We start from the raw sequence: 11,599 nt of genomic DNA, 5'->3' as shown, positions 1-11,599 counted from the left end.
CCACTGACAGTCACTTCAGCGCGACCTCGCACCACACCGTCTTCGTGTACGGGTCCCCGCACTCCGTCCCCCACCTCTCCGCCAGCCCCTCGACAAGCAGCAACCCCCGGCCGGATTCCGACTCGTTGGACGCCGAGGAGAGGGTGCCCGGGGTGGGTGGGCGGTGTTCCGGGCGGGCGTCCGTCGCCTCGATGCGGAGCGTCGTCGTGGCGGTGTCGAGGGCCAAGCGGACTCGGAAGTCCCGGCCCGGGAGGCGGCCGTGTCGCATCGCGTTCGTCGCGAGTTCGGCCACCAGGAGGATCGCCGTGCGGTGCGCGTCCGTGTCGTAGGGACAGCCCCACGCGTCCAGGCGTTCCGCCGACAGGCGGCGGGCCAGACGGACTCCCCGGGGCGTGGCCGAGAGCAGGACCGTGAAGTGGTGGGCGGGGGTGGGGGGTTCAGCCGGCGTGGGGTCGTTCTGCGCCGGAGAGGGAAATTCTGCGTTCATGCCTCTCAGCGTGTCCATCCGTCCCTACGCTGAACAGCTACGACGGTGGTACACAGCGTTACTGTCCGGGCGTCGCCGATCCCTGTCCGGGCCGTGTGGCGTGACGTCCCGTGCCGTCGGGGAGTTGGCCACATGCGACACAGGGAGGTGTCCGGGCATGGACGAGTCACAGGGCGGCGACGGGATGGAGCCGCACGAGGACGGCATCGACGACGAGGAAGCGGCGGCGGTGCTGAGGGCCGTGGGGAAGGTCATCAAGTTCTTCCGCGAGCAGAAGTCTTACACGCAGCTCCAGTTGGGCAAGATCATCGGCTACAGCGAGGAACAAGTCTCGTCGGTGGAGCGGGGACGCCGGGCACCGGCGGAGAAGTTCCTGGAAAAGGCCGAGGTCGCGCTGGATGCGGGAGGGATGATCGCGGGCCTCAAGGAGGATGTGGAGGAGGCCCGGTATCCCAAGAAGGTACGGACTTGGGGAAGTACGAGGCGAAGGCGGTGGAGATCTGTGCGTACGACGGCACTTTCATCAACGGTCTCCTCCAAACCCCCGAGTACGCCCAGGCGTTGTACGAGATGCGACGTCCCGTCTACACGAAGGACCAGGTGGAACGGCTCGTCTCCGCGCGCCTGGCACGTCAGCGAGTGCTCAGTAAAGAGTCGGCACCCATTTGCAGCTTCGTGCAGGACGAGGTGACGCTCCTCCGCCCGGTCGGCGGCAAAATGGCCCTGCGGAGGCAGTTGGAACATCTGCTGGAGGTCGGCCAGCGCAGGAACGTGACGATCCAGGTGATGCCCACGGACCGTGAGGACCACGCCGGACTCGCCGGATCGTTCCATCTGCTGCGCCTCACCAACGGAACCACCGTGGGACACAACGAGATTCAGCTCATCAGCCGTCTCCTCTCACAGCGCAAGGAGGTCCAGATCCTGGAGATCCGTTATGGCATCATCCGAGCTCAGGCCCTCACACCCAGTGAGTCTCTGGCCCGTATCGAAAAAGCACTGGGAGAGACATGATGACCAACTCCTCGACGGGAACCGGTTCTTCGCTGGAGTGGTTCAAGAGCAGCTACAGCTCGAACGACGGCCCGGCTTGCGTTGAGGTCGCCTTCGACCCCAAGTCCGTTCACGTACGCGACTCCAAGCACCAGCAAGGACCCCAACTCGCCTTCCAGCCTCAGCAGTGGGCCGCCTTCCTCTCGCACACCTCCCTCGACTGACGTACGACTCACCGGTACCCCACGTCCGGCTCCGCACCGGACATGGGGTACCGGCGTCTACTTGAGCCGCGCGACGCGCGCGTTCAGAGCGCAAGGGGGTGTCGCAGTTTCATTCCGGGCCAACCTCATGCAGAGGTCGCAGGTACACCCGGCCCATGCCGCCAGCCCTGGTCCAGGCGGCTCACCGGCTCTTCCTTCCGCGCCGCTGGACGACGATGTCCTGCTTCCACGCCTGGTTCCCCGTACCGTGCGGACACGACCGGTTGTAGCAGCGCCAGTACCAGTTCCCCCGCTGTCCCCGGCGGATCTCGATGTCGTCGCGCCGGCAGGACGGACAGGTGGGCGGCCGGGAGAACACGTCCGCGTGCTGCTGCTCCAGGATCTTGCGGGCGAAGTGCGCTCCGTTCATCGTGATCATGATTTCCCGGGTCCAGCTCTGGGAGAGCGCGTTGAGGCTGCCGATCGCCACCGTGCTGTCGTCGACCACGACGATCTTCTGGTGCATGACGTTCATCCGGACCACGGTGTCGGCGACCTCCTTGAGTTCGTCGACGAGCTCGGGACTCTTGCGCTGGAGGTCGTCGAAGGGGTCGCGGACGAAGACGGTGACGCGTACGCCGCGCTCCCGCGCCGCGTAGAGGAGCGGCAGCAGGGAGCGGACCCGGTTCTTGACCCAGGGAGCCCACAGCCAGACCGACGTCCGGGCCGCACCGAGGAGCCGTACGAAGGTGTCGTAGAACTCCGTCTCGTCGTCCACGTCGGTGATCTCCACGTGCCGGGAGAGCACGTCGGCCAGCCGGGAGCCGAAGGGACCGAGCCGGTCGGCGGCCTGGGGAGCGGTGTGCGGTGCGACGAGCGCGGTCGCCGGGACCGTACGCAGCCGCTTCTCGTCCAGCATCCGGCCGACGGCGCCCAGTGCGAGTCCCGGCACGCGCTGGGCCGCGACGATCCGCTCCCGGCTGCCGACGACGTAGAGACGGTGCTGGACGCGGGTGACCGCCACGTTGAACAGGCGTACGCCGCTGCGCTGCCAGCGTCCGGCGCCGTCGGCGCGCGACGCCTGCCCCATCCACATGGCCCGACCGGTCTGCGACTCGACGGTGTCGAAGACCACCACGGGAAACTCCCGTCCCTGGAAACGGTGCGCCGTGCCGACCTCCGCCAGCGGCGCTCCGCTGCGGCCTCCGACACCTTCCACGTCACGCAGGGCCTCCAGCGTCGCCTCCTCCTGGAAGCGGTACGGCGTGACGACACCCGTCTCCTCTCCCTGGTCGCGATGGAGTTCGACCAGAGCTCTGGCAAGCAGAGCACCGGCAGGCCACCAGCCACTTGCCGGGGTCATCCGCTGGGGTATGCCGATCTCCCCGGTCCCGTCCGTGTCGATCAGGACGATCTCCGGCTCGTCACCACCCCGCGAGCGCGCCAACTGTCCGGCGCGCAACGTCCCGTCGTAGGCGATCGCGTTGGCGAGATCCATGACCGCGAGTCCGAAGCGGTTCTGTTCGACGAGGGTGATGCAGCCGGGGTGCGCCTGAGCGGAGGCGGAGTCGTCGATCCCGCACAGCTGGAAGATGTCCGGCTGGAGCCAGCGCCGGACGTCCGCGCGTTCGCTCTCCTCGATCGCGGGAGAGAGCACGGGTCCCAGTTGCATGAAGTCGCCGAGCAGGACAGCCGTGGTGCGGGCACGGGCCGCCGCGAGAAGCACCTCGGGTGCGGTGGCGGCACCCGCCTCGTCGACGAGGACGACGTCGTACTGCTTGTCGTACACGTGCTTGTTGGTACGGAAGCGCGCCAGGGTGGTCGCCACGAGCCGGGCACCGGCGATGATCTCCCCCTGTGCGTCGCGAGCGAGGCGCTCGTACTCGGCCTCCACGGCCTTGTACGCCTTCTCCAACTCGGGACGCTGCTCCTGGTCCTGGGTGACTGTCGGCCTCAACTGTCCGACAAGGGTGTGGAGTTCCGGATGGCCACGCCGGTCGGCGGAGTCGACGAGCTGTTGAGCCTCGATCACGAACCGCCGGGTGTCCTCGGCGTGTCGGCGGTCCGCCTCTACCTGCTCGTACGTCGGCACCATGCTGCGCACCGCCTCCGACGTGACGGCCACGTTCCGCTCCAGTTCCTCGATCCGCTCACGCGAGTACGGGACGGTCCGTGCGAGCGAGTCCGCCTCGGTCATGAGGTCCCGCGCTCTGCGGTCGGCGACCTCCCGTGCGCGGCGTGCTGTCAGGACGGCGTCCGTGTACGCGCCTTCCGCCTCCCCAAGTGCCGTACGAGCCTGGTCGAGTTGTTTCTTCCCGCGCCGGATCAGGCGTCGGCCGGCCTCCTCCTCAAGCTCCGCGAGGGTGTCCTTGGCCTCCTGAGCCACCTGCCCTGCCAGCAAGGCATCGGCCTCCTCCCGGAGAGCCGCCGTGTCGAGCCTGGCGGCCTGCGCGTGCAGGTCGTCGACGGTCTTCCAGAGCTTCTGAGCGTCCTTCGTCTCACCCAACTGCCGCTGCGCGGCCGTCGATTCCTCGTACACCGCCAAGAAGCGCGCCTCGGTGGCGAGTTCCTCCCGCCTCAGCTCTTCGAGCAGCCGGTCGAAGGCCGCAGCGCTTCCCCCCGCCGCATCGAGCCGGGTACGCGCCTGCGCGTAAGCAGCCGCGTCGAACCCGGTGAGGCGCGCCTGGAGTTCCTCGAAGCGCCGGGACCGCGCGTCGGCCTCCCGCAGCCGCCGAGCCGTGTCGGTGCGCCGGGTGTCGACCTCGGAGAGCCTGGCACGGACGATGAGCGGCAGAGAGACGTCCGGGTCCTCGGCGACCTGGCGCAGATGCGGGGGACCCACGCGGACCACGTCCCCCGGACCGTGCCGCCGTTCCCGTACGACACCCAGCAGCGCGTTGTCCACGGCGATGTTCGTGGCCGACACCAGCAGGACATGCTTGTCGTCGGCCATGAGGTCGCCGATCGCCTTCGTGAGCACCATGGTCTTGCCGGTCCCCGGTGGTCCCCACACCAGCCACACACCGGAACCCAGACAGGCCCTGTACACCTCCTGCTGTGCCTCCAGAAGACCCGCCGGAGCCACGGCGTCGGCCGGAGCGCCACCCGGTCGGCCCTCGGCGAGCAGCGCGGCGAGGGGTGCGTCCGGGAGCGTCTTGAATCGGTCACGCAGGGCCTCGATGAGGAAGGTCGGCGGCTGCTTGAGTATCCAGAGGTGCGGGTCGGCGGGTTGCGCGAACTCCGCGACCCGCACGGTCAGCGCCGAGCCGCTCTGCGTTGCCTCCAGGACGGCGTGTCCGGAGTCGTCCGTCGGTTCCTGCGAGTCCGCCAGCCGCAGGGACTCCACCTGGTCGGCAGCCGTGTCTTTCCCCCGCACGTCCACGGTGTACACACCGGACTCCCCGGTGCGCACCGCGCGACCCACACAGATCCAGGACGCGCGCCGTCCCGCTCCCCCTTCCAGCGCCAGCCATGCCTCCACCGCGCTGACGATCTCCTCACGCCACCCCATACCCGCCTGCTCCCCCTCGACCTCTCCAGCCGGATCGATACACCTATCACGTGCGCTTATAGGACAGGGGGCCGACCTGTATGAATCCGCCACTTCGGGTGAGGTCGCGGTGGATCTGCCGGGGGCTGGGACAGGCTGTTGTCAGACCCTCGTCGTAACCTTCCGAGCAGGAGAGGAGGTACGACGTGATACGGCCGCCGACCGCCGCTCAGCGGCGGGTGATCGATGCCGCCGAGCCGGTCACCGGGCGGCTGAAGGGGACTGCCGCGCAGCTCGACGCGCTGGTGAAGCGGGGGCTCGCGTTTCGGCATCCTCGGCCGCCGCACGATCACTTCTTGACCCCGGCGGGGCAGCGAGTGCGGGAGGAGCCCGTTCAGCGGGCGGTCCCCGCGCCGCCTCCGGACACCGGTGTCTTCGCGGCTCGCGTCGGAGGGGAGGAGGCGCCGCCCGCGCGTACACCCGCCCGCGCCCGCGAGGTGCACAGCGCCTGGCAGGGGCTCCTGGAACTGCGCCGGATGACCGATCCGGACGGCGACACCACGCGCCCGTGCGCCTGGGAGCGCGCACACCTCGTACGCGCCGCCGCGCTGGCCCTGGAGGCGGCGGATCGACTGCCCGCCGGGCCGGACGAGGACGGCTACCGGGTACGGGCGACGCCCCAGCCGGAGGCGGTCGCGGTGTACGGCCCCGAACTCGCACCCTGCGCACGGGCGTTGGAGGCGGCCGGTTGGCAGGTGAGCGAGCACACGGACACGCGGTCGCGGGAGCGGTACTTGTTGGCCTCGCCTCGGCGGAGATGAGGGCGGGGTGCCGGGGCCGGGGAACGGGCCCGGGGTGGCAGGGCCCGGGGTGCCGGGGCCCGAGGCCGGGGCCCGAGGCCGGGGCCCGAGGCCGGGGCCCGAGGCCGGGCCCGAGGGCCCCGGGCCCGAGGCCGGGGCCCGAGGCCGGGGCCCGAGGCCGGGGCCCGAGGCCGGGGCCAGGGCCGGGCCGGGGCCGGGGCCCGAGGCCCGAGGCCGGGGCCCGAGGCCGGGGCCGGGCCGGGGCCCGAGGCCGGGGCCCGAGGCCGGGGCCCGAGGCCGGGGCCCGAGGCCGGGGCCCGGGAGCAAAGTCGAGGGGTGTCGCTCAGCGGAGGTCTACACCCCGAACTCCCCCCGATGGTCGTACGCCCACTCCCTGTACGTCCGCGCCGGGCGCCCCAGCAGGCGCGGTACATCGTCCGTGACGACCGCATTGCCGCCCCGGCGGACGTAGGCCGAGCCCTCCAGGACGCCCTGGGCCGTCGCTTCGTCCCAGCCTCGGGACAGGAGGTGGGCGTGGGCCTCGGCGGGGGTGAGGGCGCGGGTGGGGACCGGTCGGGCCAGTACGTCTGCGAGGGCCGCCGCCTGGTCGGGGACGCTGAGGAGGGCAGGGCCCGTGAGCGTGTACGTGCGGTTCGCGGGGTGGTCGGCGAGGAGGAGGACCGCGGCGGCCTCGGCGATGTCGCGGGGGTCGATCACGCCCTGGCGGCCGTCGCCCGTGAGGTTCAGGACGGGGTCGCCCGCCGCGAGGGGAACCGCCCAGTCGAGGGTGTTGGAGGCGAACGTGGACGGGCGCAGGACGGCCCACCCCGCGCCGCTCTCCCGTACTGCCCGTTCACCCGCCACGTGCCACTGGGAGCCGGGGCCCGACGCCTCGTCGCCGGTGGCGATCGCGGACACCTTGACCAGCCGCCCCACGCCGGCCGCGCGGGCCGCCGCCACCAGCGGGAGATCGTGGCCACCGGACGGTCCAGGCAGGCCGACGAGGAACGCGGACGTCGCACCGCTCATCGCCGCGTCCAGGGAGGCCGGTTCGCGGTAGTCGCCGCGTACCACTTCGACGTCCGGCGGGAGTTGGGCTGCGCCCGGGTCACGCGTCAGCGCGCGCACCTTCTCGCCGCGCGCCGCCAACTGCCGTACGAGTTCACTGCCGATGGTGCCCGTGGCACCGGTCACGAGGATCATGTACGCCACGGTGGCGGCCGAAGGGGCCGAGGTTCTAGGAGATTCCGGCACACCCGGACCGCGTACCGGCGCCTACAGTGACGAGGGTGACGCCTCCCACCGCCGGTCAACCACCGCACGTACCCGCCGAGTTGGCCGCCTGGATCACCGGCATCGACAGCTCCGCCGCGCGACTCCCGCCGGCCGGCGCCTTCACGGACGTACCCGAACCCGCCTCGGAGATCCTGGTGCGGGCCGAGCGGTCCGGGCGGCGTGACGTCCTCGTCGTCGGGCCCCGCACCCGCGCCGCGTACCGCACCGACCCGTACGACCGCCCGGTGTCCTGCCTGCGTCTGAGGCTGGCGCCGGGAGCGGTACGGCCCCTGTTCGGCCTGTCCGCCGCCGAGTTGGTGGACCGGACGCTCCCGGCGTCCGCCCTGCCGACCCGGCTCGCGCGTCACCTCGCCCGCGAACTGGCCGTCCCCGAACCGGAAGACGTCCCCGGTCGGCTCGCGGAGCTGCTGCCGCCTCCGGTGCGGGGCCCGCGTGAACGTGTGCTCCGCGCGGCGGCTCACGCGCTCTCGGCGGAGCCCGGCACGGTCCGCGAGGTCGCCGATCAACTGGCCGTCAGCGAACGCCAGTTGCGCAACCTGTTCGCCGACGGCATCGGCCTCTCCCCCAAGCACTTCGCCCGCATCAGCCGCGTACGCCATGTCCTGGCCCACGCGTCCACCCTCCCGTGGGCCGAACTGGCCGTCTCCAGCGGCTACTACGACCAGTCGCACATGACGGCCGACTTCCGCGCCCTGATGGGCGTGCCGCCCCGGGCATTCATGACGGGCCGCCTACCGGAGCCGACGCCCTGCCGGGCCGGGGCGCGGAGTTGATGCCCTGCCGGGCCAGGACTCGGAGTTGACGCCTTGCCGGGCCGAGGCGCGAAGCTGACGCCCCGCCGGGCCGAGGCGCGGAGTTGATGCCCTGCCGGGCCAGGACTCGGAGTTGACGCCTTGCCGGGCCGAGGCGCGAAGCTGACGCCCCGCCGGGCCGAGGCGCGGAGTTGCCCCCTGCCGGACCGAGGCGCGGAGTTGTCCCCTGCCGGACCGGGCGTGGAGTTGACGCCCTGCCTGGCCAGAACGCGGCGTTTCCCCGAGGCCGGACCGCGAAGCCGATCCTCTACCGGACCGCGAGGCCGATCCCCTGCCCGGCCGGGGCGCGGAGCAGGCCCCCTCCCGGACCGGGCCGCGCAACCCGCCCGGGTCGATAGGAGCGAGCCGCGCAGCCTGCCCCTACCGACCCCCCGCGATCCCCGCCAACCTCCGCGCCTCCGCCCGCGTCGCCCGCGCGATCGCATCCTCGTCCACCGTCAACAACCGCCCCTCCTCCACGATCTGACGCCCATTCACGAACGACGCCGTCACCGGAGCCGCCGCCCCGAAGACCAGCGCCGTCACCGGATCGGCGATCGACGCGTGGGCCAGCGTGTCGAGACGCCATAGGACGAGGTCCGCCAGCTTGCCGGCCTCCAGGGAGCCGATCTCCCTTGCGCGACCCAGGACTTGGGCACCCCCGTACGTGCCGAGCCGCAGCGCCTGGCGCGCGTTGAGCGCCGCCTCCCGATGCGCCCCCAGCCGGTTGATCAGCAGCGCGTTCCTCAACTCCGTGTGCAGTTCCCCGGATTCGTTGGACGCCGTGCCGTCGACGCCGAGGCCGACCGGGACGCCCGCCGCGAGCATGTCGGGGACCCGGGCGATCCCGGCCGCCAACCGTGCGTTGGACGAGGGACAGTGCGCGACCCCCGTGCGGGTCCGCGCGAACGCCTCGATGTCCGAGTCGTTCATGTGGACGCAGTGCGCCATCCACACGTCCTCGCCGAGCCAGCCCGTGGACTCGAAGTAGTCCGTGGGGCCCATGCCGAAGAGCTCGTGGCAGAACTTCTCCTCCTCGACCGTCTCCGAGCCGTGCGTGTGCAGGCGTACGCCGAGACGGCGGGCCACCTCGGCGCCCTGGCGCAGGAGTTCGGTGGAGACGGAGAACGGGGAGCAGGGGGCGACGGCGACTTGGGTCATCGCGTCGAAGGACGGGTCGTGGTGGCGGCGTACCGTCTCCTCGGTGGCCGCGAGCGCGCCGTCCAGGGTCTCCACCGCGAAGTCCGGCGGCAGACCGCCGTCCGACTCGCCCCGGTCCATCGAACCGCGCGCGAGCGTGAAGCGGACGCCCATGTCGCTCGCGGCGCCGATGATCGCGGCGGAGAGGTCGCCGGTGCCGCGCGGGAAGACGTAGTGGTGGTCCATCGCGGTGGTGACGCCGCCGCGCGCCATCATCGCGAGGGAGCCCTCGGCCGCCGCACGGACCATCGGCTCGTCGATGCGCGCCCAGGTCGGGTAGAGGGCGACGAGCCAGTCGAAGAGGTTGTGGTCGGTGGCCAGGCCCCGGGTGATCCACTGGTAGAAGTGGTGGTGCGTGTTGACCAGGCCGGGGGTGACCAGGTGGCCGGTCGCGTCGATACGGCGGACGACGTCCGTGAGCCCCTCAGGAGCCCGGCCCGCGCCGAGCGACTCGATGCGGTTGCCGGAAACGACGAGGTAACCGTTTTCGTACTCGGTGTCGGCGGCGTCCACGGTCGCGATCGCCGCGTTCTCGATGACGATGCGCTGGGGCATCACAGAGTCCTCTCTCAGAGCGTCAAAAGCTCGAAGCGTCAAAGGTTGGTGAGGTCCACCGGGATCCGCGCCTCGGCGCCGTCCCGCAGGATCGTCGCCTCGATCAGGCCGTAGGGCCGGTCGGCGGCGAAGTACACCTCGTTGTCGTTCTTCAGCCCGAACGGCTTCAAGTCCACGAGGAAATGGTGCTTGTTGGGCAGCGAGAAGCGGATCTCGTCGATCTCCGGCCGGTGTTCGACAACGCGCGCGCCCATCGCGTACAGCGTCTGCTGGAGGGAGAGCGAGTACGTCTCCGCGAACGCTTCGAGGATGTTCCGCTTCGTCTCCTCGTACGACTCCTGCCAGTTCGGCAACTCCCCTTCCGCGCCGGACCAGTTGAAGCGCCAGCGGGCGGTGACGTCGGTCGCGAGGATGCGGTCGTACGCCTCGGGGAGGGTCGTGTACTGGTCCTTGACGTAGCCCCAGAACTCGGAGTTGGTCGAGTTGAGGACGGTGAGGTCCTTCAGGCCGGACACGATCTCCCATGACGAACCGTCAAAAGTGACCTGGGTCAGGCGAGTTTCCTGTCCCTTGCGGACGAAGGAGTGCTCCCCCTCCCCCCCGTTCGCGATCCGCTCCCACGCGAACTCCTCTATCCGGACCCGGGCTTGGTGGATCGTCTCCTGCGAGGCGACGAAGTGCCGCGCGAGGTCGATGCCGAACTGCTCGGCGGAGTCGATGCCGTACTCCTTGGCGAACGCGTACACCGTGTTCTTCGTGGTGTCGGTCGGCAGGACGCTCGCGTTGGAGCCGGAGTAGTGGACCTCGGTCATCTCGCCGCTGAGGGAGACGGAGACGTTCAGGTCCCTGATGTGGTGCGTGGCGCCGTCGCGGACGATGCGGACGACTCGGGTCTCGGCCTTGCCGTACTGGTTCTGGCCGAGCAGTGCGCGGGTCATGGGTCCTAGCTCCCTCGGTAGACGGAGTAGCCGAACGGATTCAGCAGCAGCGGTACGTGGTAGTGCTCGCCGGGTGCGACCGCGAACGCAACCGCGACCTCGGGGAAGAACTCGGTGCCGACCTCGAAGACGAGGCGGGCGTGGACGGTGCCCTCCGGCAACGACGGAAAGTCTTTGCAGCGGCCGTCGGCATCGGTCACCGAGGCCCCCACCTCCCGCCAGTCATCGCCAAAACGCGCGGACAGGCGCACGACGACGCCGGTGGCCGGGCGGCCGACCGAGGTGTCCAGGATGTGCGTGGACACGGTGCTGGTCATGCGGGATCACCTTCGACGAGTCGTACGAGCCTGATGCGGTTGATCTTGCCGAGTTCCCCCCGGACGATCTCGCGTTCGCGCTCCGGCGTGTTCCCGATCCGTTCCCGGGCGGCGTCGCGCAGCTGCGTCCCGGTGAGGCCGGTCGCGCAGATCAGGAAGACGTGGCCGAAACGTTCCTGGTAGGCGAGGTTCAGTTCGAGCATCTCGGCCCGTACGGCGGCGTCGGCGTCCGTCATCCCGCGCTGTTCGCGCGCCGACGCCGGGTCGCCGGAGCGGGGGCGGCCTATCGCCGGGTGCCCGGCGAGCGCCTCGTCCAGGCCGGTGTCGTCGAGATCGTGTGCGGCGGCCTCGCCGGTGTCGTACAGGGCTTCGGGGGTCGCGTACGGGCGGGCCGCGAGGACCCGGTCGGTCCAGGACGTCGCCGCGCACACCTCGTGGAGGGCGGCGCGGGCGGCCGGCTCGGGGAGGGTGTTGAGGCGGGCCAGGCCCGGGGGTGGGGTCGTCACGGCGTCAGCTAACGCCGTCGCGC

At 70.9% G+C, this 11,599-nt stretch carries 11 protein-coding genes and 1 pseudogene; 4 read left to right on the top strand and 8 right to left on the bottom strand.

All coding sequences use genetic code 11. The features are described 5' to 3' along the window. Positions 1 to 10 precede the first annotated feature (10 nt). Positions 11 to 487 carry an ATP-binding protein gene (locus J8M50_RS37840; RefSeq protein ID WP_029184059.1) on the bottom strand — a complete coding sequence of 159 codons (477 nt, stop codon included), beginning with the start codon at positions 485 to 487 and terminating at the stop codon, positions 11 to 13. A 166-nt stretch (positions 488 to 653) separates the two neighbouring features. Then, positions 654 to 815 (bottom strand): hypothetical protein, encoded by a 162-nt coding sequence (locus J8M50_RS49850; RefSeq protein WP_223786507.1) that lies wholly within the window; start codon positions 813 to 815, stop codon positions 654 to 656. Between J8M50_RS49850 and J8M50_RS37830 the strand changes: the two are divergent. Next, positions 741 to 1,501: pseudogene (locus J8M50_RS37830) on the top strand (helix-turn-helix domain-containing protein). The gene J8M50_RS49850 and the pseudogene J8M50_RS37830 sit on opposite strands and share 75 nt — an antisense overlap. Continuing rightward, positions 1,501 to 1,704 (top strand): DUF397 domain-containing protein, encoded by a 204-nt coding sequence (locus J8M50_RS37825; RefSeq protein ID WP_010355156.1) that lies wholly within the window; start codon positions 1,501 to 1,503, stop codon positions 1,702 to 1,704. Before J8M50_RS37830 ends, J8M50_RS37825 begins: the two are co-directional and overlap by 1 nt. 181 nt (positions 1,705 to 1,885) lie before the next feature. Here J8M50_RS37825 and J8M50_RS37820 read toward each other — a convergent pair whose 3' ends face one another. Continuing rightward, positions 1,886 to 5,194: an AAA domain-containing protein gene (locus tag J8M50_RS37820; protein ID WP_010355157.1), complete on the bottom strand. Its 3,309-nt coding sequence runs from the start codon at positions 5,192 to 5,194 to the stop codon at positions 1,886 to 1,888. A gap of 185 nt (positions 5,195 to 5,379) precedes the next feature. Here J8M50_RS37820 and J8M50_RS37815 point away from each other — a divergent pair, with 185 nt between their 5' ends. Next, positions 5,380 to 5,994, top strand: coding sequence for a hypothetical protein (locus tag J8M50_RS37815; protein ID WP_010355158.1), 615 nt, complete (start codon positions 5,380 to 5,382; stop codon positions 5,992 to 5,994). A 333-nt stretch (positions 5,995 to 6,327) separates the two neighbouring features. Here J8M50_RS37815 and J8M50_RS37810 read toward each other — a convergent pair whose 3' ends face one another. After that, on the bottom strand, positions 6,328 to 7,185 hold the full coding sequence (locus J8M50_RS37810) for an NAD(P)H-binding protein (RefSeq protein WP_010359257.1): 858 nt from the start codon (positions 7,183 to 7,185) through the stop codon (positions 6,328 to 6,330). Between the two features lie 77 nt (positions 7,186 to 7,262). Between J8M50_RS37810 and J8M50_RS37805 the strand changes: the two genes are divergently transcribed. Next, the gene (locus J8M50_RS37805) at positions 7,263 to 8,042 is read left to right on the top strand and encodes a helix-turn-helix domain-containing protein (RefSeq protein WP_010359256.1); all 780 of its coding nucleotides are present in this window, start codon (positions 7,263 to 7,265) and stop codon (positions 8,040 to 8,042) included. Positions 8,043 to 8,441: 399 nt separating this feature from the next. Here J8M50_RS37805 and J8M50_RS37800 read toward each other — a convergent pair whose 3' ends face one another. Genes J8M50_RS37800 through uraD form a run of 4 tightly spaced genes read right to left on the bottom strand, consistent with a single transcriptional unit; the run spans position 8,442 to position 11,576 of the window. Next, complete coding sequence (locus J8M50_RS37800) at positions 8,442 to 9,815, bottom strand: 8-oxoguanine deaminase (RefSeq protein ID WP_010359255.1); 1,374 nt, start codon at positions 9,813 to 9,815, stop codon at positions 8,442 to 8,444. A gap of 38 nt (positions 9,816 to 9,853) precedes the next feature. Then, positions 9,854 to 10,753: a factor-independent urate hydroxylase gene (gene pucL, locus J8M50_RS37795; protein ID WP_010359254.1), complete on the bottom strand. Its 900-nt coding sequence runs from the start codon at positions 10,751 to 10,753 to the stop codon at positions 9,854 to 9,856. A gap of 5 nt (positions 10,754 to 10,758) precedes the next feature. Continuing rightward, positions 10,759 to 11,070, bottom strand: a complete 312-nt coding sequence (gene uraH / locus J8M50_RS37790) for a hydroxyisourate hydrolase (RefSeq protein WP_010359253.1) — start codon at positions 11,068 to 11,070, stop codon at positions 10,759 to 10,761. Next, positions 11,067 to 11,576 carry a 2-oxo-4-hydroxy-4-carboxy-5-ureidoimidazoline decarboxylase gene (gene uraD / locus J8M50_RS37785; RefSeq protein ID WP_010359251.1) on the bottom strand — a complete coding sequence of 170 codons (510 nt, stop codon included), beginning with the start codon at positions 11,574 to 11,576 and terminating at the stop codon, positions 11,067 to 11,069. The genes uraH and uraD overlap by 4 nt, the downstream gene beginning before the upstream one ends. Between the last annotated feature and the right edge of the window lie 23 nt (positions 11,577 to 11,599).

Origin of the sequence: Streptomyces acidiscabies, assembly GCF_020010905.1 — a bacterium.
In the GTDB taxonomy this organism is placed as follows: Bacteria; Actinomycetota; Actinomycetes; order Streptomycetales; family Streptomycetaceae; genus Streptomyces; species Streptomyces acidiscabies.
Note: the sequence above shows the minus strand (reverse complement) of the source record. Positions and strands in the feature narration are given on the sequence as shown.